This window comes from Streptomyces sp. NPDC001796 (genome assembly GCF_042892355.1).
Taxonomy (GTDB): Bacteria; Actinomycetota; Actinomycetes; order Streptomycetales; family Streptomycetaceae; genus Streptomyces.
The window spans coordinates 122,132-142,744 of the sequence record NZ_JBIAUC010000012.1; the positions used below are offsets into that span (position 1 = coordinate 122,132).

The 20,613-nt window shown below is 72.4% G+C and carries 22 protein-coding genes; 9 read left to right on the plus strand and 13 right to left on the minus strand.

Features of this window, described 5'->3' with window-relative positions; all coding sequences use genetic code 11:
• Positions 1-18: 18 nt before the first annotated feature.
• The 7 genes from ACFYZE_RS23855 to ACFYZE_RS23885 form a co-directional block, all read right to left on the minus strand.
• The gene (locus ACFYZE_RS23855) at positions 19-1,233 is read right to left on the minus strand and encodes an acyl-CoA dehydrogenase (RefSeq protein WP_388997538.1); all 1,215 of its coding nucleotides are present in this window, start codon (positions 1,231-1,233) and stop codon (positions 19-21) included.
• 6 nt (positions 1,234-1,239) lie between these two features.
• A complete protein-coding gene (locus ACFYZE_RS23860) occupies positions 1,240-2,262 on the minus strand; it encodes a phosphotransferase family protein (RefSeq protein WP_263229086.1) in 1,023 nt (340 codons plus the stop codon).
• Positions 2,263-2,434: 172 nt separating this feature from the next.
• Entirely contained in the window at positions 2,435-3,346 is a 912-nt protein-coding gene (locus tag ACFYZE_RS23865) for an MBL fold metallo-hydrolase (RefSeq protein ID WP_388997541.1), read from the minus strand.
• Positions 3,347-3,446: 100 nt separating this feature from the next.
• Positions 3,447-3,770: a DUF202 domain-containing protein gene (locus ACFYZE_RS23870; protein WP_388997544.1), complete on the minus strand. Its 324-nt coding sequence runs from the start codon at positions 3,768-3,770 to the stop codon at positions 3,447-3,449.
• Positions 3,767-4,159: a YidH family protein gene (locus ACFYZE_RS23875; RefSeq protein ID WP_388997547.1), complete on the minus strand. Its 393-nt coding sequence runs from the start codon at positions 4,157-4,159 to the stop codon at positions 3,767-3,769. Before ACFYZE_RS23875 ends, ACFYZE_RS23870 begins: the two co-directional genes overlap by 4 nt.
• Positions 4,160-4,192: 33 nt before the next feature.
• Positions 4,193-4,711 (minus strand): NUDIX hydrolase, encoded by a 519-nt coding sequence (locus ACFYZE_RS23880; RefSeq protein WP_388997550.1) that lies wholly within the window; start codon positions 4,709-4,711, stop codon positions 4,193-4,195.
• A 103-nt stretch (positions 4,712-4,814) separates the two neighbouring features.
• Complete coding sequence (locus ACFYZE_RS23885; protein ID WP_388997553.1) at positions 4,815-5,708, minus strand: DMT family transporter; 894 nt, start codon at positions 5,706-5,708, stop codon at positions 4,815-4,817.
• A 367-nt stretch (positions 5,709-6,075) separates the two neighbouring features.
• On the opposite strand from ACFYZE_RS23885, the gene ACFYZE_RS23890 reads away from it, so the two are divergent.
• The 5 genes from ACFYZE_RS23890 to ACFYZE_RS23910 all read left to right on the plus strand — a co-directional run bounded on the left by ACFYZE_RS23890 (position 6,076) and on the right by ACFYZE_RS23910 (position 12,027).
• Positions 6,076-7,731: an FAD-binding dehydrogenase gene (locus ACFYZE_RS23890; protein ID WP_388997555.1), complete on the plus strand. Its 1,656-nt coding sequence runs from the start codon at positions 6,076-6,078 to the stop codon at positions 7,729-7,731.
• Positions 7,732-7,932: 201 nt separating this feature from the next.
• Entirely contained in the window at positions 7,933-8,892 is a 960-nt protein-coding gene (locus tag ACFYZE_RS23895; RefSeq protein WP_388997558.1) for a hypothetical protein, read from the plus strand.
• An 88-nt stretch (positions 8,893-8,980) separates the two neighbouring features.
• A complete protein-coding gene (locus tag ACFYZE_RS23900; protein WP_388997561.1) occupies positions 8,981-10,531 on the plus strand; it encodes an APC family permease in 1,551 nt (516 codons plus the stop codon).
• A gap of 127 nt (positions 10,532-10,658) precedes the next feature.
• On the plus strand, positions 10,659-11,408 hold the full coding sequence (locus ACFYZE_RS23905) for a molybdopterin-dependent oxidoreductase (RefSeq protein WP_388997564.1): 750 nt from the start codon (positions 10,659-10,661) through the stop codon (positions 11,406-11,408).
• A complete protein-coding gene (locus tag ACFYZE_RS23910) occupies positions 11,392-12,027 on the plus strand; it encodes a cytochrome b/b6 domain-containing protein (RefSeq protein WP_388997567.1) in 636 nt (211 codons plus the stop codon). Before ACFYZE_RS23905 ends, ACFYZE_RS23910 begins: the two co-directional genes overlap by 17 nt.
• 94 nt (positions 12,028-12,121) lie before the next feature.
• On the opposite strand, the gene ACFYZE_RS23915 is transcribed toward ACFYZE_RS23910, so the two are convergent.
• The 4 genes from ACFYZE_RS23915 to ACFYZE_RS23930 form a co-directional block, all read right to left on the minus strand.
• Entirely contained in the window at positions 12,122-13,153 is a 1,032-nt protein-coding gene (locus ACFYZE_RS23915; RefSeq protein WP_388997751.1) for an L-idonate 5-dehydrogenase, read from the minus strand.
• Between the two features lie 23 nt (positions 13,154-13,176).
• On the minus strand, positions 13,177-13,938 hold the full coding sequence (locus tag ACFYZE_RS23920; protein ID WP_388997570.1) for an SDR family oxidoreductase: 762 nt from the start codon (positions 13,936-13,938) through the stop codon (positions 13,177-13,179).
• Between the two features lie 13 nt (positions 13,939-13,951).
• Complete coding sequence (locus tag ACFYZE_RS23925) at positions 13,952-15,349, minus strand: GntP family permease (protein ID WP_388997573.1); 1,398 nt, start codon at positions 15,347-15,349, stop codon at positions 13,952-13,954.
• 98 nt (positions 15,350-15,447) lie between these two features.
• Positions 15,448-15,978 (minus strand): gluconokinase, encoded by a 531-nt coding sequence (locus ACFYZE_RS23930; RefSeq protein WP_388997576.1) that lies wholly within the window; start codon positions 15,976-15,978, stop codon positions 15,448-15,450.
• A gap of 130 nt (positions 15,979-16,108) precedes the next feature.
• Here ACFYZE_RS23930 and ACFYZE_RS23935 point away from each other — a divergent pair, with 130 nt between their 5' ends.
• Positions 16,109-16,810, plus strand: a complete 702-nt coding sequence (locus ACFYZE_RS23935) for a FadR/GntR family transcriptional regulator (protein WP_388997579.1) — start codon at positions 16,109-16,111, stop codon at positions 16,808-16,810.
• Between the two features lie 25 nt (positions 16,811-16,835).
• Here ACFYZE_RS23935 and ACFYZE_RS23940 read toward each other — a convergent pair whose 3' ends face one another.
• Complete coding sequence (locus ACFYZE_RS23940; RefSeq protein WP_388997582.1) at positions 16,836-17,216, minus strand: YchJ family protein; 381 nt, start codon at positions 17,214-17,216, stop codon at positions 16,836-16,838.
• Positions 17,217-17,350: 134 nt separating this feature from the next.
• Here ACFYZE_RS23940 and ACFYZE_RS23945 point away from each other — a divergent pair, with 134 nt between their 5' ends.
• The 3 genes from ACFYZE_RS23945 to ACFYZE_RS23955 all read left to right on the plus strand — a co-directional run bounded on the left by ACFYZE_RS23945 (position 17,351) and on the right by ACFYZE_RS23955 (position 20,138).
• Positions 17,351-17,662: a dsRBD fold-containing protein gene (locus ACFYZE_RS23945; protein WP_388997585.1), complete on the plus strand. Its 312-nt coding sequence runs from the start codon at positions 17,351-17,353 to the stop codon at positions 17,660-17,662.
• 12 nt (positions 17,663-17,674) lie between these two features.
• Positions 17,675-18,961, plus strand: a complete 1,287-nt coding sequence (locus ACFYZE_RS23950) for a phosphoribosyltransferase family protein (RefSeq protein ID WP_388997588.1) — start codon at positions 17,675-17,677, stop codon at positions 18,959-18,961.
• Between the two features lie 61 nt (positions 18,962-19,022).
• Complete coding sequence (locus ACFYZE_RS23955) at positions 19,023-20,138, plus strand: CapA family protein (RefSeq protein WP_388997590.1); 1,116 nt, start codon at positions 19,023-19,025, stop codon at positions 20,136-20,138.
• A 1-nt stretch (position 20,139) separates the two neighbouring features.
• On the opposite strand, the gene ACFYZE_RS23960 is transcribed toward ACFYZE_RS23955, so the two are convergent.
• The gene (locus ACFYZE_RS23960; RefSeq protein ID WP_388997592.1) at positions 20,140-20,610 is read right to left on the minus strand and encodes a DUF5709 domain-containing protein; all 471 of its coding nucleotides are present in this window, start codon (positions 20,608-20,610) and stop codon (positions 20,140-20,142) included.
• Between the last annotated feature and the right edge of the window lie 3 nt (positions 20,611-20,613).

Here is a 20,613-nt window from a genome sequence, read left to right on the forward strand (position 1 = left end):
CCGCCCCTCACCCATGCCTCACAGGTACTTCTTCAGCTCCCGCCGCGCCAGCGACCGCTGGTGGACCTCGTCCGGGCCGTCCGCCAGTCGCAGGGTGCGGGCCGCCGCCCAGAGTTCGGCCAGCGGGAAGTCCTGGCTCACCCCGCCCGCGCCGTGCAACTGGACCGCCTTGTCGATGATGTCGACGACCGTGCGCGGAGTGGCGATCTTGATGGCCTGGATCTCGGTGTGCGCGCCCTTGTTGCCCACCGTGTCCATCATCCACGCCGTCTTCAGCACCAGCAGCCGCAACTGCTCCACGGCCACGCGCGCGTCGGCGATCCAGTTGTGCACCACGCCCTGCTGGGCGAGTGCCTTGCCGAACGCCGTACGGGACACCGCCCGCCTGCACATGAGCTCGATCGCGCGCTCCGCCATGCCGATCAGCCGCATGCAGTGGTGGATACGGCCGGGGCCCAGCCGCGCCTGGGCGATGGCGAACCCGCCGCCCTCCTCGCCGATCAGATTCGCCACCGGCACGCGCGCGTGGTCGAAGACGACCTCGGCGTGGCCGCCGTGGTAATGGTCCTCGTAGCCGTACACCTGCATCGCGCGCTTGACCGTGACACCCGGCGTGTCGCGCGGGACCAGCACCATCGACTGCTGACGGCGGATGTCCGGCCCGTCCGGGTCCGTCTTGCCCATCACGATCAAGATCCGGCAGTCGGGGTTCATCGCCCCGGAGATGTACCACTTGCGGCCGGTGATGACGTATTCGTCGCCGTCCCGTTCGATGCGCGTGGTGATGTTGGTGGCGTCCGAGGAGGCCACCTCCGGCTCGGTCATCGCGAACGCCGAGCGGATCTCCCCGGCCAGCAGCGGCTCCAGCCACTGCTTCTTCTGCTGCTCGTCGCCGAACTGCGCGAGCACCTCCATGTTGCCGGTGTCGGGCGCCGCGCAGTTCGTCACGGTGGGCGCCAGCTGCGGGGAACGGCCGGTGATCTCGGCGAGCGGGGCGTACTGAAGGTTGGTGAGCCCGGCGCCGTACTCGGCGTCCGGCAGGAAGAGGTTCCACAGGCCCTGCCGGCGTGCCTCGGCCTTCAGCTCCTCGACGACCGGCGGGATGTCCCACGGCGAGGCGAGCCGCGCGTGCTGCTCGTGGGCGACCGCCTCCGCCGGGTAGACGTACTCGTCCATGAAGGCGAGCAGCTTGGCGCGCAGCTCCTCGGTGCGCGCGTCGAACGTGAAGTCCATGACGGATCAGCCCTCCTGCAGGGTGGTCAGGCCGTGCTCGATGAAGACGGGCACCAGCTCGCCGATGCGGTCGAAGCCCCGCCCGACCGTCTGGCCGAGCGTGTAGCGGTAGTGGATGCCCTCGAGGATCACGGCGAGCTTGAACCAGGCGAACGCCGTGTACCAGGAGACGGCGGAGACATCGCGCCCCGAGCGGGCCGCGTACCGCTCGATCAGCTCGGCCGGATCGGGGTGGCCCGGGGCCTCGGCGGTCGTGGAGACGGGGGAGTCGGGCGTGCCGAGCGGCACGCTGTACATCACCAGCAGACCCAGGTCGGTCAGCGGGTCGCCGAGCGTGGACATCTCCCAGTCCAGGATGGCGGTGATCCTGTCGTCGTCACCGAGGAGAACGTTGTCCAGGCGGTAGTCGCCGTGGATCACGGCCGGCGCGGGGGAGTCGGGCAGCGCGCGGCCGAGCGCCGCGTGCAGCTCGTCGATGCCGGGCAGCTCCCGGTTGCGGGAGGCGTCCAGCTGCTTGCCCCAGCGGCGCAGTTGGCGGTCCAGGAAGCCCTCCGGGCGGCCGAAGTCCGCGAGCCCCACCGCCTCGGGGTCCACCGCGTGCAGCTCGACCAGCGTGTCCACCAGGCCGAGGATCGCGTTCCGGGTGCGCTCCGGGCCGAGCGGCGCCAGCTGTTCGGCGGTGCGGTAGGGGGTGCCCTCGACGAAGTCCATCACGTAGAAGGGGGCGCCGAGGACCGACTCGTCCTCGCACAGCAGCACCGGGCGCGGCACCGGCACCGGCGTCGGGTGCAGCGCGCTGATCACCCGGTGCTCGCGCCTCATGTCGTGCGCGGTGGCCAGGACGTGGCCGAGCGGGGGACGGCGTACGACCCACCGCGCCGTGCCGTCCGAGACGGCGTAGGTGAGGTTGGACCGCCCGCCCTCGATCAGCCGCCCGGTCAGGGGGCCGTTCACCAGGCCGGGCCGCTCGGCGTCGAGCAGGCCGCGCAGCCGGCCGAGATCGAGACCCGGCGGGTGGTCTGGGCTCATCGTTGCTCCTCACGTGCGACGTACGCGGAAAACAGGACCTGCCTCATGATGCCGACCGGTCGGTATGTCGTCCAGTGTGCGGGGCGAACGTGATCGGCGCCACGGTGCCATCGTGGCGCCGGCGGTGGCGGGTGTCACGAAGGCGGGGCGCCGCCGCGGCCGGCCGCGGCCCTCACGCGTGGCTGGCCATCATCTCCCCGCCGTTCATGACCGCCATGTCCCGGAAGGCCGGCAGCGGATCGAGAGGCGCCCCCTCGGCCAGGCCGTCCAGCTCGGCGTAGGCGCGGTGCAGGTTGGCCACCAGTCGCTCGCTCTCCCGCCACTCGGCGAACTCCCCGAGATCCGTGGACCGCGCCGCCTCGAGCGGCGTACGGCCCGCCGCGTGGTGCTTCTGCGCGACCTCGGCGACGAACCGCAGATAGCGCTCCGTACGGTCGAACGCCGACGGGTCGGTCACCGGCCCGTGCCCGGGCACCACCGTCTCGGCGCCGAGCGCACGCAGCCGTTCCAGCGCGCGCAGGGAGCCGCTGAGCGAGCCCATCAGGAAGAACGGCGTCCCGCCCTCGAAGACCAGGTCGCCGGTGAACAGCACGCGCCGGTGCGGCAGCCAGACCACCGAGTCGCCGACGGTGTGCCCGACGCCGGGGTGGATCACCTCGGCGTCCACCGCGCCCGCGTGCACCGTCGTGTGGTCCCGGTACGTCAGGTCGGCACCCTGTATCCGGACGTCCCCGTAGTCGATCGTGGGCCAGATCAACGGCAGGTTGTGCCCGGCGGCGAGTGCTTCCCGGCGGCAGTCGGCGTGCGAGACGATCATCGCGGCCGGCGCGAAGAAGGCGTTGCCGTAGGTGTGGTCGCCGTGATGATGGGTGTTGACCACGACCCGCGGCGCGGGGGCGCCCGTCGCCGCGATCGCCGCGCCAAGGGCACGGGTGCGGCGCTCGGTCGCGGTGGTGTCCACCAGCAGGGTGGCCGTCCCGTCGCTCACGAACCCGGCGTTGTTCAGGCACCAGCCGCCGTCCGGCTGGACGTAGGCGTGTACGTCGTCGGCGAGTGCGACCGTGTACGGCTCAGCCGCGGCCATGGAACCCCCTGTTGTGTTGCCAACCGGTACGGGACAGCCTGCCAGTCGACAACGAGACTCCCTTGTCGGGGGTACCTCTCACCGGCCTCGGTCAGTGCCATCAGAACACCAGGGCCGCCGCGCACACCGCGAGCGCGGCCGTGCACAGGGTCGCGGCCGCGGCGTGGCGGGGCGTGAGCCGCGGGGGGTGGCCGGGCTCGGCGGTCGCCAGGGCGTGGATGCGGCGTCCGGCCAGGGAAAGGAAACCGAGCCAGAGCAGGCAGCACAGCGCGACGGCGACGAAGCCGCTCGTCGTCCTGCCGTGCAGTGCCGTCTTCGCGGCCAGGACGGCGGCCACGGTGCAGGACAGGGTGGTACGGCGCCATGCGAGCCGGGTGCGTTCCGGCTGGAGCCCCGGGTCGCGGTGACCGGCCGGGGCGCTCATCCGGCCCAGCCGACGACGACGATCACGACCATGGCGACGGCCACCACGGCGATGGCGAGGCTGAGCACCGCCGGGAAGCGGGAGGCGGGAAGGTCCTCGCCCCGCCGCATCGCCCGCTCGCAGCGCACCCAGTGGTTGATGGCCCGCAGCGAGCACAGCACCCCGGAGCCGAGCAGCGCGAGGGCGAGCCCCGCACGCCAGCCCCAGCGCAGGCCGGGCAGGAACTGGTCCACGGCGAAGCCGCCGCCGATCAGCGCCAGCGCGGTGCGCAACCAGGCCAGGAAGGTGCGCTCGTTGGCCAGGGAGAAGCGGTAGTCGGGCGTACGGCCTTCCTCACGGACCTCCTGGGGCGCGAACCACAGCCGGACGTTCCGTACGAATTCGATCACGGGCAGGACCCTACCGGGGGCGCCGTGCCGCGCTCAGTCTGTGGACCGGCGGTACTCCTTGAGCCGCCGGTACGCGGCGAGCCCGTCCGGGACCCACTCCCACTGCGGCAGCCGCCGTTCCACCTCCTCCTCGGGCAGGAAGGCGTGCCAGGCGACCTCCTCCGCCTGGGGGTTCACCGGCAGCTCGCAGATGACCTGGTAGACCGAGGACCACCAGCTCCGGCCGGTGCCGTCGTCGTACAGGAACTTGAACAGCGGCTCGGGCCGGGGGAGCCCGCTGACGCCGAGTTCCTCCTCCGCCTCGCGCAGTGCGGCGTCGTCGTAGGTCTCTCCCGCGCCGACGACGCCGCCGACGAACATGTCGTAGAGGGAGGGGAACACGAGTTTGGTCGGGGTGCGGCGGTGCACGAAGACCCGCCCGTCGCCATCGCGCGCCAGCACGAACACGCAGCGGTGCCGCAGCCCCTGCGCGTAGGCCTCGCCGCGCGGCGACTGCCCGACGACCCGGTCGTCCTCGTCCACGATGTCAAGAAGCTCGTCAGCGGCACTCATACGGCCATCCAACCAGGCGCTCCCGTCCGCCGGTCGCCGAGGTTTCGCCCTTCGGCCCGCCGCAAGGGGCCGACCGTCCCCGCCGGGGGCCGGCACCGAGCCCTCACCGGGGCTGCAGATCCTTCTCCTGTTCCACTTCCCCGAGCCCCCGAGGCATCGCCGGGTGCAACCCGAGCAGCACGATGCCCAGCACGATCGCCGCGAGGCCGGACGCCTCCCAGGCGAGCGCTCCCGTGTCGGTGCGCAGACGGTCACCGAGGAAGCCCACCCCGCATGCGATCCCGGCCAGCGGCTGGGCCGCGGTCAGGGCCGGCAGGGACATCCGCAGCGGCGCCGTCTCGAACGCGCTCTGCACCAGCACCAGTCCGGTGACCCCCAGCGCGAGCACCGCGTACGGCTGCCAGCCCGTGATGAACTCCGCCCACCCGCCGGTGGTCAGACGCTGCCCGCTGACCCGGGTGAGCGCGTCCTGCACGCCGTACAGCAGGCCGGCCGCCAGTGCCAGCAGCGACGGTCCGATGATCATCCGGGACTTCTTCGCATACGTCGTCAGCACCAGTGCCGCGCCGACCATCGCCCCGATGATCACCCAGTGCCGTACCGGATCGGTGACCGCGTCGCCCGCTCTGGGCCGGCCCGCCACGATGAACGCCGTGACACCGCCGGCCAGCAGCACCAGGCCGGTCCAGCCCTGACGGCCCAGCGGCTGCCTCGTCTGCCGGCGGGAGAGGGCGAGCGCGAACAGCAGGTTCGTGGCGACCAGCGGCTCGACCAGCGAGATCTCGCCCTGGGACAGCGCGACCGCGCTGAGGATCATGCCCGCCACCATCAGGCCGATGCCGCCGAGCCAGCGCGGCACCCTCATCAGGTCCAGCAGCAGCCGGGGGGAGAGGAAGTCGCTGAGCGGTGCCTGCTGGGCGGCGTTCTGCTGCAGGACGAACCCGGTGCCCAGACAGAAGGCCGCGCTCACGGCGAGAGCCAGAACCAGTACCGACACGCTGTGTACCTCAATGATTCAGCGGGGTCACGGGATGCGTATCACGCTGACTCTAGCGCTCGCGGCTGTGACCTGCCCGTGCTTGACAACTTCTCGGCACGCTCCCGCTCGTACGACACGCCGGGTGTACCGCACCCCCGCCCGGCACCGGGAGGACCTCAACAGCCCTGCCAGGGGCTCCTTTTCGCCCCAGGTGAGAGCCCGCTGCCGCACGACGGCGCACGCGTCCGCGCGGCGGACGACGTGAGTTTGCCGACAGCGGCGAGTACCCGGAAACATGCGGTTGACGCCGTCACTCTTCTGCCGAAGGATCTGACCCGTCAGTAACAAGGAGACGGACCGGTCGTCACCGTGAGTGGACGGGCGCATGGCCTACGACGCTGATGTCATCGTGATCGGGGCAGGCCTCGCCGGGCTCACCGCGACCGCCGAACTGGTGGACGCCGGCCGGAAGGTCATCCTGCTCGACCAGGAACCCGAACAGTCGATGGGCGGCCAGGCGTTCTGGTCCTTCGGCGGCCTCTTCCTCGTGGACTCGCCGGAACAGCGCCGCCTCAGGATCCGCGACAGTCATGCGCTCGCCCTCCAGGACTGGATGGGCACGGCCGCCTTCGACCGCCCCGAGGACCACTGGCCGCGCAAGTGGGCCGAGGCGTACGTCGACTTCGCGGCGGGCGAGAAGCGGGCCTGGCTGCACGGGCAGGGCGTGCGTTTCTTCCCGGTCGTCGGCTGGGCCGAACGCGGCGGCTACGACGCCACCGGGCACGGCAACTCCGTCCCCCGCTTCCACATCACCTGGGGAACCGGGCCCGGTGTGATCGCCCCCTTCGTGCGGCGGGTGCGGGCCGGTGTCGCGCGTGGCCTCGTCGAGCTGAGGTTCCGTCACCGCGTCACCGGCCTCGCGCGCAGCGCGGGCACCGTCGACACCGTCACCGGCGAGATCCTTCAGCCCTCGGACGCGCCGCGGGGCAAGGCCAGCAGCCGCACGGTCACCGGCGCCTTCGAGCTGCGGGCCCAGGCGGTGATCGTCACCTCGGGCGGTATCGGCGGCAACCACGACCTGGTCCGCGCCAACTGGCCGAAGCGTCTCGGCAACCCGCCCGAGCGCATGGTCTCCGGCGTGCCCGCCCACGTCGACGGCAGGATGCTCGGCATCGCCGAGGAGGCGGGCGCCCGTCTGATCAACCGTGACCGGATGTGGCACTACACCGAGGGCCTGCACAACTGGAACCCCATCTGGGACAACCACGGCATCCGCATCCTGCCCGGCCCGTCCTCCCTCTGGCTGGACGCCCGCGGCCGACGCCTGCCCGTCCCGCTCTTCCCCGGCTTCGACACCCTCGGCACGCTCGAGCACATCATGAGGACCGGGTACGACCACACCTGGTTCGTGCTCGACCAGAAGATCATCGGCAAGGAGTTCGCGCTCTCCGGCTCCGAGCAGAACCCCGACCTCACCGGCAAGTCCGTCCGGGACGTGATCGTGCGGGCCCGTGCGGACGTGCCGGGCCCGGTCAAGGCGTTCATGGACCACGGGGTGGACTTCGTCGTGGAGAAGGACCTCGGCGCGCTGGTGCGCGGCATGAACGCGCTCACCAAGGAACCGCTCATCGACGAGGCCGAACTGCGCCGCGAGATCGTCGCGCGCGACCGGGAGATCCTCAACCCCTTCACCAAGGACCTCCAGGTGACCGCGATACGCGGGGCCCGCCGCTTCCTCGGCGACCGGCTGATCCGTACGGCGGCCCCGCACCGCATCCTGGACCCCAAGGCGGGCCCGCTGATCGCGGTACGCCTCAACATCCTCACCCGCAAGACGCTCGGCGGCCTGGAGACCGACCTGTCCTCCCGGGTGCTGACCGAGGGCGGCGACCCGCTGCCGGGCGTGTACGCGGCCGGCGAGGCGGCGGGCTTCGGCGGCGGCGGCGTGCACGGCTACCGCTCCCTGGAGGGCACGTTCCTCGGCGGATGCCTGTTCTCGGGCCGCACCGCCGGACGGGCGGCGGCGAAGGCGGTCGGCTGAGCGCCCGCGGGGCGGAGGCGGCGGCGCCACGACGACCGCCACGCCCCACATCCATGCAGCAGCCGGTGTTCAACACCCGTGCCGCACAGCGCGGTTGACACGTGTATGCACGGCGGTAGGCCCTTGACGCACACCGCAGGCGGAGGGTTTGCTGTGCGTGACCGCACTCTGACGAGCCGCGTTCGGTAAGGAATCACCGCGGTGCCACCCCCACCCCCACCCCCACCGGCGTTCGGCCGTGCCCGCAAGCGCGCGGACCGGCTCTTCGACGCCGCGCTCGACGACACCGAACTCATCGCTGCCCGGGCCTCGCTCGCCCGCGGACGGTGGGCGACCGTGCGCGCCCTGCTCGCCGCGACCCGGGACGACTGGGACCGCCGCGGGCACCGCGTCACCGTCCTCGCCCAGGAGCCCACGGCGCTCGCCTGGGCGCGCGACTGGCAGCTCGCCGAACCGGAGTCGCCCTGCGCCGCGGTCCTCGTGGCCCACGCCGTCGTCCACCGCGCGCTCAACGGCAAGGAGAGCCCGGACGCGGCCCGCGAGGCCTGCCGGGCCGCCGCCGCGCTCGCCCCGGAGGACCCCACGCCGTGGCTCGGCCTGCTGATCCTGGAGCGGTCGCTCGGCACCGAGGAGGACGTGGTCCGCCTCTTCGACGAGGTGCGCGCCCGCTACCCGGACCACCATCACGCGCACCACCTGGTGGTCGCCCGGCTCGCCGAGCGTCGCGCCGACGCCGGCCAGGACCCTTTGCACGAGGTCTACGACTTCGCCAACTGGGCCGCCGAACAGGCACCCGCCGACTCGCCGCTCGCCATCCTCCCGGTCGTCGCGCACGCCGAGCGCTACCGCGTGCTGGCCGCCACGGGCAGTGAGCCGCCCGATCCCGTCGCCTCCGGGCACTGGGTGGGGCGGCGTGCCCGCCAGGTGATGAAGGCGGCGTTCGACTGGTGGCTGGAGTGGGAGCACGACGACCACCCGCGCCGCCATGTCGACCTCAACTTCCTGGCCCACGCCAAGTACTGCGAGGGCCGGGGTGCCGAGGCCGCCGCCCTGTTCCACCGCATCGGGTCGTACGCGACCCCGGCGCCGTGGTCGTACCCCGACCGCGACCCGTACACGGCGTTCCGTACGGCGCGCGACACGGCGTTGGGCACGGTGTGACGACACCGACGGCCCCGAAAGCCCCTGAAGTCCCGAAAAGTCCCGACAATCCAGTCCCGTCCAAGGCATCCGAAAGGACAACCGCGCGATGACGACCGGCAGTTCGAGCACGAGCAGACCGGCCGCCGCCGACGGCGGCGCCATCCCCACCTTCAAGGGGCAGGAACGCGCCCTGCGCGCCGACCGGCTCGGCACGACGGGCCTGCTGCTGTCCGTGCTGGCGGCGACCGCCCCCCTCATGGTCGTCGCAGGTGTCATGCCCACCACATTCGGAGTGATGGGCATCGTCGGCCAGCCGCTGCTGTTCGTCGTCCTGGGCGTCGTGCTCGCCCTGTTCTCCCTCGGATACGCGGAGATGAGCCGCCACGTCCACAACGCGGGCGCGTTCTACGCCTACATCTCCCGGGGGCTCGGCGGCACGGCGGGGGCGGCCGCGGCGGCGGTGGCCCTCGTCGCCTACAGCGCGCTGCAGTTCGGGATCTACGGCATCTTCGGCTTCGAGGTCTCCGGACTCTTCGCCACCTATCTGGACGTCCAGGTGGCCTGGTGGATCCCGGCACTGGCCGCCGTCCTCGTCGTCGGCACGCTCGGCTGGCTGAAGATCGACGTCAACGCGCGCGTGCTCGGAGTGCTGCTGCTGGTCGAGGTCGCGCTCGTCGTCATCTTCGACGTGGCGGCCGTCGCCGATCCCTCCAAGGAGGGGCTGTCCCTGCACGCCTTCAACCCGGACACCCTGACGGGGGCGGGCGTCGGCACCGCGCTGTGCTTCTGCCTCGCCGCCTTCACCGGCTTCGAACAGGCACCCGTCTACGCCGAGGAGACCAGCCGCCCGCATGTCCTGGTGCCCCGGGTGATGTTCCTCGCGATCGGTTTCGTCGCCGTCTTCTTCGCGGTTGGCTCATGGGCGCTGACGGTCGCCGCCGGGCCCTCCCAGATCGTCCCGGCCGCGCAGAAGCAGAGCGCCGGGCTGCTGTTCTGGCTGACCGAGTCCCTCCTCGGGCACACCTTCACGGACGTGCTGCACGTGCTCTTCGTGACCGGCATGTTCGCGGCGCTCCTCAGCTTCCACAACGTGGTCGCCCGATACGCGTTCGCCATGGGCCGCGAGGGACTGCTGCCGGCCGCCTTCGGGCGGACGACCGGCGCGAGCGGGGCCCCCGGCACGGGCTCGCTGCTGCAGAGCGCGGTGTCCGCGGTGATCGTGATCGCGTTCGCGGTGGCCGACGACAGGCCGAACGGCGACCCGACCGCGCCCGTGCTGCACCTGTTCACCTGGTTCGGCAGCGTAGGAGCGCTCGGCGTCACCGTGCTGATGGTGGCCGCCTCCGCCGCCGTGATCGTCTTCTTCGCCCGGCGTGGCTCCGCCCGCGCCCAGGCGTGGCGGCTGGCCTCCTCCGCGGTGGCAGGACTCGCCCTGCTGGTGATCGCCGCCTACACGGTCAAGGACTTCGACGTCCTGGTCGGCACGGGCCCGGACTCGGACCTCGGATGGCTGCTCCCCGCGATCATCGGCGTCGCTCTGCTGCTCGGCCTGGTGCAGGGTCTGCTGCTGCGCTCCCGCAGGCCCCAGGCGCACGCCCGCATCGGCCTGGGCAACGAGGCGTTCCAGCTGGAGAAGGCGGCGGAGTCGACGGCATGACCGGCGCCCGCCGCTGATCCACCTCGCTGGTCCGGCTTCCTGAGAAGCCGGTGAGAAGTGTGACGGAATCCTGACGGGCACCCGGTTCCCCTGGCATCGAGGGGGTGCCGGGTGCTCGAATCGTTGTGTGAACCCTGAACGACCGCAAGAGCCGGACGCACCGGAGGCCCCGGCGACCGGTACGCCGATCGGCCGCCGGGTGCTGCTGGGCACCCTGGGACTCGGCGCGCTCGGCGTGATCGCGGCGCCCACCCTCCAGCGCGGCCTGGAGTCCTTTCTCGGCGGTGTCGCCGGCAAGGACCCGACGGGCCTGACCGGACTGCTGCCCAACGGCGGCGGCTTCCGCTACTACTCGGTGACCGCGTCCGTCCCGCACCTCGGCGAGACGAGCTACCGGCTCACCGTGAACGGCCTGGTCGACCACCCGAAGACGTACACCCTTGCCGACCTGCGCGCCCTGCCCCAGACCCGGCTCGTGCACGACGTCCAGTGCGTCACGGGCTGGCGGGTGCCGAAGACGCCGTTCGAAGGCGTGCGGCTGTCCGCGCTGCTGGACGCCGCGGGCGTGCAGTCCTCCGCCGGCGCCGTCCGCTTCACCTGCTTCGACGGGGCGTACACCGAGAGCCTCACCCTGGACCAGGCGCGCCGCGACGACGTCCTGGTCGCCCTGAAGATGCAGGACAAGCCGGTGACCCACGACCACGGCGGCCCGGTCCGGCTCTATGTCGCCCCCATGTACTTCTACAAGTCCGCGAAATGGCTCTCCGGCATCACCGTCACCCGGGCCGTGCGCCCCGGGTACTGGGAGGAGCGCGGATACGACGTCGACGCCTGGGTCGGCCGGTCGAACGGACGCGACGATGCCCCCACGAGTTGACGCCCCGCAGCCCCCCGTCTCCGCCCCGGCCCGCGTTCGCCGCTTCACACGCGCCGAACGCTGGGTCCACCGCGTGACCGCCGTCCTGATGGGCGTGTGCGTGGTGACGGCGGCCTGTCTCTACATCCCCGCGTTCGCGGAACTGGTGGGGCGCCGCGAACTGGTGGTCAGGGTCCACGAGGTGGCGGGCGTGCTGCTGCCGGTCCCGGTCCTGCTCGGCCTCGCCTCCCGCGCCTTCCGCGCCGACCTCGGTCACCTCAACCGCTGGGGGCCGCACGACCGGGTCTGGCTGCGCGCGGCCCTGCGGCGCGACCGCCGCCGCGAGTCCCGGCCCGCGGGCAAGTTCAACGCGGGGCAGAAGACGTACGCGGCCTGGATCGCGGGCGCCACGCTCGTCATGCTCGGCACCGGACTGCTGATGTGGTTCACGCACCTGACGCCGCTGATGTGGCGCACCTCGGCGACGTTCGTCCATGACTGGCTCGCCCTGACGATCGGTGTGGTCCTGGCCGGCCACATCGGCATGGCCCTCGGCGACCCGGAGTGCCGCCGGGGCCTGCGCACGGGCCTGGTCGGCCGCGACTGGGCGGAGCGGGAACACCCGCTGTGGCGCCCGTAGGAAGAACGGCGAAGGAACGGGCGCGGATCAGGGCGGCGGTCGACGGCCTGACCGCCGCCCGCGACGCCCACGACTCACCGGCGGGCCGCCCCGGTCAGCCACCCCGGCCGAAGTCCAGCAGCACCTTGCACGACCGGCTCCGGTCCGCCGCCAGGGCGAACGCCGACTCCGCCTCCCGCACCGGGACCACCTCGCTGATCAGCGCGTCGAACGCCGGTTCCGAGGCGAGCAGGCCGAGCGCGTCGTCGAACTCCGTGTCGAAGCGGAACGCGCCGCGCAGGTCGATCTCCCGGCTCACCAGCAGGTTGCCCGGGAAAGGACTCCGACCCGGGGGCAGCATGCCCAGCTGGACCACGACACCGCCCCGGCGGACCAGCCGCAGACAGGTGTCGAGCCCGGCGGCGACCCCCGACGCCTCCACCGCCACGTCCACCTCGGCGGGCCACCCCGCGTCGTCCGGGTCGTCCGCCCGTACGAGGGTGTCGGCGCCTGCCGCCGCGGCGAACTCCAGCGCCCGAGGCAGCAGGTCCGTGACCGTGACCCGTGCCGCGCTCGCCGCCTTCGCGGCCGCCACCACCAGGCAGCCGATCGGGCCCGCACCGGTCACCAGGACGTGCCGGCCGGCCACATCACCGGCCCGGCGCACCGCGTGCAGCGCCACCGACAACGGCTCGGCGAGCGCCGCCCGGCGCAGCTCCAGACCGGCCGGGAGCGGCCTCAGCTGCTCGGCCGGAACGGCCGTCCGCGCCGCGAAGCCGCCCTGCACGTGCGGGAAACGGGCCGCGCTGCCCAGGTAGCGGGTGTCCCGGCACACGTTCCGCCGCCCGCCCGCGCACTCCGGACACACACCGCACACAGTGGCCGGGTGCACCGCGACGGCCGTACCGACGGCGGGACCTGACGCACCGTCACCGTAGTCGATCACCGTCCCGACCACCTCGTGACCGAGCACCATCGGCTCCCTGAGCCGGAAGTCCCCGACCCCGCCGTGCCGCCAGTAGTGCAGATCCGAGCCGCACACCCCGCCGTAGCGGACGGCGACCAGCGCCTGCCCGGGTCCCGGCTCCGGGACCGGCAGTTCGTCGACCCGCAGGTCTCCCCGGCCGTGGATGACGCAACCCGGCATCGTGGACATCTCGAGGGCCCCCTTCACAGCACGCTGGTCATTCCGCCGTCGACGTACAGCACCTGTCCGCTGACGAAGTCCGCCGCGGGGGAGGCGAGGAACAGCACCCCGCCCACCAGGTCCTCCGTACGCCCCCAGCGCCCGGCCGGAGTGCGCCCGCGCACCCAGGCGCTGAACTCCTCGTCCGCCACGAGCGGCCGGGTCAGCTCCGTCTCGATGTAGCCGGGACCGAGCCCGTTGACCTGCACACCGTGCGGACCCCAGTCCGCGCACATGCCCTTGGTGAGCATCTTCAGCGCGCCCTTGGTCGCCGCGTACGGCGCGATCCCCGGGCGGACCACCTCGCTCTGCAGCGAGCAGATGTTGATGATCTTGCCGTGGCCGCGCTCGGTCATGTGCCGGGCCGCCTCACGGCCGACCAGGAACGCGCTGGTCAGGTTGGTGTCCAGGATCCGGTGCCAGTCGGCGTCGGTGAACTCGAGCAGAGGCGCGCGCAGCTGCATGCCGGCGTTGTTGACCAGGATGTCGAGCGGGCCCACCCGCTCCTCGACGTCCGCGATCCCGGCGGCGACCGAGGCGCCGTCGGTCACGTCGAACACGGCCGTGTGCACGTCGCCCGGCAGTTCCGCCGCCGCCTTCGTGAGCCGGTCGGTGTCGCGCCCGTTGAGGACCACCGTGCAGCCGGCCTGCGCCAGCCCGCGGGCGAGCGCGAGGCCGATGCCCCGGCTGGAGCCGGTCACCAGCGCCGTACGGCCGCCGATGTCGAAGAGGGGGTGAGCCGTCATCGCCGTACCACTCCTAGATGATGAGGGAGAGCAGGAGGACCAGTCCGCCGGCGACCACGGAGATGATGCACTCCATGACCGACCAGGTCTTCAGGTTCTGGCCGACACTGAGCCCGAAGTACTCCTTCACCAGCCAGAAACCGGCGTCGTTGACATGGCTGAGGAAGAGCGAGCCGGCGCCGATGGCCAGCACCAGCAGGGCCGCGTGCGTGGTCGACATGTCGGCTGCGAGCGGCGCGACCAGACCGGCGGCCGAGACGGTCGCCACGGTCGCCGAACCGGTCGCGAGCCGGATCGCCACCGCGATCAGCCAGGCCAGCAGCAGCGCGGGGATCGACCAGTCCTTCGATATGTCGAGGACCATCTGGCCCACGCCGCAGTCGATCAGCGTCTGCTTGAAGCCGCCGCCCGCGCCCACGATCAGCAGGATGCCTGCGATGGGTGCGAGGCCCTTCTCGACGAGCCGGGAGATCCGCTCCTTGCTGAAGCCGGCCGGGCGGCCCAGCGTGAAGATGCCCACGATCACGGCCGCGAGCAGTGCGATCAGCGGCGAGCCGATCACGTCGAAGACCCGCTGCACCATCTTGGCCGGGTCGTCGACGACGATGTCCACCAGCGCCTTCGCCAGCATCAGCACGACCGGCAGCAGCACGGTGGCCAGCGTGGGGCCGAACCCGGGGCGCCTCTCCAGCTCTTCGGAGGCGCGCGGGGGGATCATGCGGTCGGGGACCGGGGCGTCCACCCAGCGGGCCGCGACCCTCGAGAACAGCGGGCCCGCGATGATCACCGTCGGCACGGCGACCAGCACGCCGAGTGCCAGCGTCACACCGAGGTTCGCCTTGACCGCGTCGATCGCGACCAGCGGACCGGGGTGCGGCGGGACCAGACCGTGCATCACGGACAGGCCCGCGAGCGCCGGGATGCCGATCCGCATCAGCGAGTAGTTGCCGCGCTTGGCGACCATCAGTACGACCGGGATCAGCAGCACGATGCCGACCTCGAAGAACAGCGGCAGCCCGATCACCGAGGCGATCAGCACCATCGCCCACGGCATCGCACGGCCCTTGGCCTTGGCGAGGATCGTGTCGACGATCTGGTCCGCGCCGCCGGAGTCGGCGAGCAGCTTGCCGAGGATCGCGCCGAGCGCGATCAGGACGCCCACACCGGCCACGGTCGAGCCGAGCCCGGTGGTGAAACTGGTGATCGCCTTGTCGAGCGGCGCCCCGGCGAACGCGCCCAGCGCGAGCGAGCCGATGGTCAGGGCCAGGAAGGCGTGGAGCTTGAACTTGGTGATGAGCAGCACGATGACGGCGATGCCCGCCACCGCCGCGATGCCCAGTTGAGCGTGGCCCGCCGACGTGATCGGCTCGACGGGGTCCGCTGCCAGCATCTCGACGCTGAGTCTGGTCACGGGTGTTCCCTAGGAGTGAGGAGAGGAACTCTCGGTTTCGGGTGAGGACGACCCCCGGCGGCCCCTGGGGAGAGGGCCGTCGCCGAGGGTGGGGGGAGTTACTGCGAGGACCGCGCGGAGGACCGCTCGAGGTCGCGCAGAGCGCTCACGGCGCGGGCGGTGATCTCCTCGGGGCTGCCCGAGACGTCCACCGCGACCCCTGGCTCGTCAGGCTCCAACGGCTGGAGCGTGGCGAACTGGGAGTCCAGCAGCGCCGTGGGCATGAAATGCCCCTGGCGGTGCGCCATCCGTTCCTCGATCAGCCCCCGGTCGCCCGTCAGATGCACGAAGACGATGCCGGGAGCCGCGGCCCGCAGCCGATCGCGGTACGCCCGCTTCAGCGCCGAGCTGCTGACCACCCCGCCCAGCCCCGCCCGCTCGTGCGCCCAGCCGCCGATGGCGTCCAGCCACGGCCACCGGTCCGCGTCGTCGAGCGGGATCCCGGCCGACATCTTGGCGATGTTGGCCGGGGGGTGGAAGTCGTCGCCCTCGGCGTACGGAACGCCGAGCCGGGCCGCAAGCAGGGGACCGATGGTGGTCTTGCCGGTGCCTGCGACGCCCATGACCACGACGACGTGGGGGGTGCTCATCGCTGCCTCGCTGTCTTCGTCGACATCTGGTGTCGACGTCACTGAAACCGATTAGGTACGACGAATTCAAGACCCTGTGACATATAAGTCTGACTTTTTCTTCTCGTGACCTTCCTCGTACGCTGAGTCCATGAGCACACCGGGCCGGGGGCTGCACGGCCATGTACTGGACACCCTCGGCCCCGCGATCACCGCGGGCGAGTACCCGCCGGGCAGCGTCCTGCGCACCGACGAACTCGCCCAGCACTTCGAGGTGTCCCGGTCCGTGATGCGCGAGGCGGTGCGCGTCCTGGAGTCCATGCACCTGGTGGAGTCGCGCCGCCGGGTGGGCGTGACGGTCCTGCCCTCCTCCCAGTGGAACGTCTACGACCCCCAGGTCATCCGGTGGCGGCTGGCCGGCGCCGACCGCCCCCGCCAGCTGCGCTCGCTGACCGTGCTGCGCTCGGCGATCGAACCGGTCGCGGCCGGCCTCGCCGCGCGTCACGCCACCGCCGAGCAGTGCGCCGAACTCACCGAATGCGCCCTCGGGATGGTGGCCAACTCACGTGGGCACAGACTGGAGGGCTACCTGGTCCACGACATGGCCTTCCACCGGGTGATCCTCGAGGCGTCCGGCAACGAGATGTTCGCGCGCCTCGGCGACGTGGTCGCCGAGGTCCTCTCGGGCCGCACCCACCACGACGTGATGTTCGAGGACCCCGACCCGGCCGCGGTCACCCTGCACGTCCAGGTCGCGGAGGCGGTACGGGAGGGCGACGCGGCCCGCGCCGAGCAGCTCACCCGCGAGATCACCGTGGGCGCGCTGCACGAACTGGACATCCTCGCGCCGTGACGGCGCCGGGAGCCGTCACGAGCCGTCAGTCCCGGTCGAGGAACTCCCCGTCGACGTACACCCACGCTCCGTCGACCCGCTCGAACCGGCTGCGCTCGTGCAGCGAGCCACCCCGGTAGGAGGCGCGGAAGGTCACGGTCCCCGTGGAGTGGAACGCCGAACCCTCCGTCGTCCCCAGGATCTCCAGCCCCGTCCACCGCATTCGCGGGTCGAGGTCGAGCCGCGCCGGGCGGGTGCGCGGATGCCACGTGCGCAGCAGATACCCCGCGTCCCGCCGAACGAAGGCGCTGTACCGGGACCGCATGAGCGCCTCGGCGGTCGGCGCGGCGGCGGCCCCCGTGTGGAAGCGGCCGCAGCAGTTCTCGTAGGCCTCGGGCAGCCCGCACGGGCAGGAACGCGTGGTCATGACCGCCATTCTGCCGGGCCCGGCAACGCGCCCCGCGGGGGACTGTGCGGCACGCGCCCATCGGAGTCACAGTGGAAGGGGGCCGCACCCCTTTCAGTCCTCTTGCCTCGCACCCGCGTGAGGAGGGACGGACGATGACCCGAGCCGCCGACAGCCGCCCTGTGTCCGCCAAGGAGTGGACGCTGCACCTGTACCTGTCCGAACACGACCCGGCGACCACGGCCCGGGCCGTCCTGGACACCGGCGAGAACGTGCTCGAAAGCCACGCGGAGGCCCACCGCAGCCCGTACGACACGGCGGTGCCAGAGATCGGCGACGAACTCGCCGCCGGACGGGCCCTGATCGCCCTGGGCCACCGGCTGGTCGCCGCCGCCGTCGGTGACATCACGGCGGCAGGGGGGCCCGAGGAGCCCCCGCCCACACCGCTCTGGTCCCCCCGGGAGTGAGGAGGCTGCATCGTGGTCTTCACCGATCGTCTCGAAGCCGGACGGCAGTTGGGCGCCCGCCTCAGGCACCTCAGGGGCCGGGACCTCGTGGTGCTGGGGCTGCCCAGAGGAGGCGTGCCCGTCGCCGCCGAGGTCGCCGATGCGCTCGGGGCGCCGCTGGACGTGTGCCTGGTCCGCAAACTGGGCGTGCCCTTCCAGCCGGAGCTGGGGATGGGGGCGATCGGCGAGGACGGCGTACGCGTGATCAACGACGCGGTGGTACGGGACGCCCGCGTCACCCCGGAGGAACTGGCGCAGGTCGAGGAGCGCGAGCGCGAGGTGCTGGAACTCAGGGCCCGGCGCTACCGGGGCGGGCACTCACCGGTCCCCGTCCAGGGGCGGACCGTGGTGGTCGTCGACGACGGGGTGGCCACCGGCTCCACCGCGCGCGCCGCCTGCCGGATCGCCCGCGCCCGGGGGGCGGCAAGGATCGTGCTGGCGGTGCCCGTCGCGCCATACGACTGGACCGATCGGCTCGCCGACGAGGCGGACGAACTGGTCTGCCTGGACACCCCGCAGATCTTCTTCGCGGTCGGCCAGTTCTACGCCGACTTCGCCCAGGTCGACGACGCCGAAGTGGCCGCCTGCCTGCAACGGACCGCGGGGCGCACGGGCACCGTGGACCGCGAGGTGGAGGTCGCCGCCGGTGACGTACGCCTCGGCGGACGGCTGACCGTGCCCGATGACCCGACCGGGATCGTCGTCTTCGCCCACGGCAGCGGCAGCAGCCGGCACAGCCCGCGCAACCGCTTCGTGGCCGAGGGCCTGAACCGGGCCGGGCTCGGCACGCTGCTGTTCGACCTGCTCACCGAGGAGGAGGAGCGCGACCGGGCCAACGTCTTCGACACCGAGCTGCTGGCCCGGCGGCTCTCCGACACCACCGGCTGGCTGCGCACCCGGCCGGAGACGGGGGAACTCGCCGTCGGCTACTTCGGCGCCAGCACCGGCGCCGCCGCCGCGCTGTGGGCGGCCGCCGAACCGGGGACGCACATCGCCGCCGTCGTCTCCCGCGGCGGCAGGCCCGACCTCGCCGGACCGCGCCTGCCCGAGGTGACGGCACCCACGCTCCTCGTCGTCGGCGGCGCCGACCCGCTCGTCCTCGACCTCAACCGGCAGGCCCAGGCCCGGATGCGCTGCGAGAACCACCTCGCGGTCGTCCCCGGCGCCACCCACCTGTTCGAGGAACCGGGCGCCCTTGAGGCGGTCACCGACCTGGCCCGCGACTGGTTCACCGACCACATGGCCCCCGCGCACGTATGACCGGGACCACGCGGGACCGCGACCCTTCGCGCCGCGCCCGATACCGCCTTAGCGTGGGAGAGTGCACACGGGCGCGGTGAACCTGTTCCTGTGCGGGGACGTCATGCTCGGCCGGGGCGTCGACCAGATCCTCCCGCACCCCGGCGATCCGGCGCTGCGCGAGACCTACATCCACGACGCCCGGGCCTACGTCGGGCTGGCCGAGGCCGCCAACGGGCCCATTCCCCAGCCGGTCGACTACTCCTGGCCCTGGGGCGAGGCGCTGGCGGTCCTGCAGGACGCCGCACCCGACGTGCGGGTGGTCAATCTCGAGACCGCCGTCACCGGCGACGGGGAGTTCGCGCCCGGCAAGGGCGTCCACTACCGGATGAGCCCCGCCAACCTGCCCTGCCTGGCCGCCCTCCGCCCGGACGTCTGCGCCCTCGCCAACAACCACGTCCTCGACTTCGGCCGGCGCGGCCTCGAGGAGACCCTCGACTCCCTGGCGGCAGCGGGGCTGCGCACGGCCGGGGCGGGCCGGGACGCGACCGCGGCCGGGCGGCCCGCGATCGTCCCCCTCGACGGTGGCGGACGTGTGCTGGTGTTCTCCTTCGGCATGCCCTCCAGCGGGATCCCGGAGGACTGGGCCGCCACCGAGGACCGGTCCGGCGTCGACTTCGTCACGGGCCCGACCGTCGCCGTGGCCGCCGGGTTCGCCGCCCGGCTGCGGCAGCTCAAGCACCCCGGAGACATCGTCGTCGCCTCGGTCCACTGGGGCCCCAACTGGGGCTACGACGTCTCCCGCGCCGAGATCCGCTTCGCCCACGCGCTCGTCGACGCGGGCGTGGACATCGTCCACGGGCACTCCTCGCACCACCCGCGCCCGCTGGAGACCTACCGGGGCAGGCTCGTCCTGTACGGCTGCGGGGACCTCGTCGACGACTACGAGGGCATCGGCGGCTACGAGCGCTACCGAGACGACCTGCGCCTGCTGTACCTGGTGACGGTCGACCCGGACACCGGCCGGACGACCGGCGCCCGCATCGTCACCCTCCAGACATGCAGAATGCGACTGGAGCACGCCTCGGACGAGGACACCTCCTGGCTGCGCACCGCCCTGGACGGAGTCAGCCGGGAGTTCGGCACCCGCATCGACCGCGAACCAGACGGCACGCTCACGCTCCGCGCCCTGCGCTGACCTACAGCTCTTCCTCCCCGTTCTCCGGCACGACGTGCACCGCGGCCTCCTCGGCGGTGCGTGCGCCGCTGTCGAAGCCGACGTCGTTCGCGACGGCCTCCGCGTCGGCGTCCTCGTGCGCGCCCTCGTCCGGCGCGACCAGCCGCCCGGCGTCCGGGCCGCCGACCTCGTCGTCCCTCGGCTCAGCCGCACCGCCGGGCAGGTCCCCGATCCCGTCGCCCACCACGGCCGTGTCCTCGGGCACCTCCCGGGCCAGCCGCTCGTCCAGCGACTCCCCGTCGCGCTGCTCTGCCGCGGTGGTGCCCACGTCGTTCACCGCGAGAGGCTTCTCCGGCGGAGAGTAGCCCTCCTCCATGGGCTCCACGACCCGGTTCTCCAGGCTGTCCGGGGACTCCAGCGGGCTCATGTCCTCCACGACGTCCTCGTCCTGCTGGGGCTGGTAGACCTCGTCACCCATGCTGTTCTCAGTCATCGG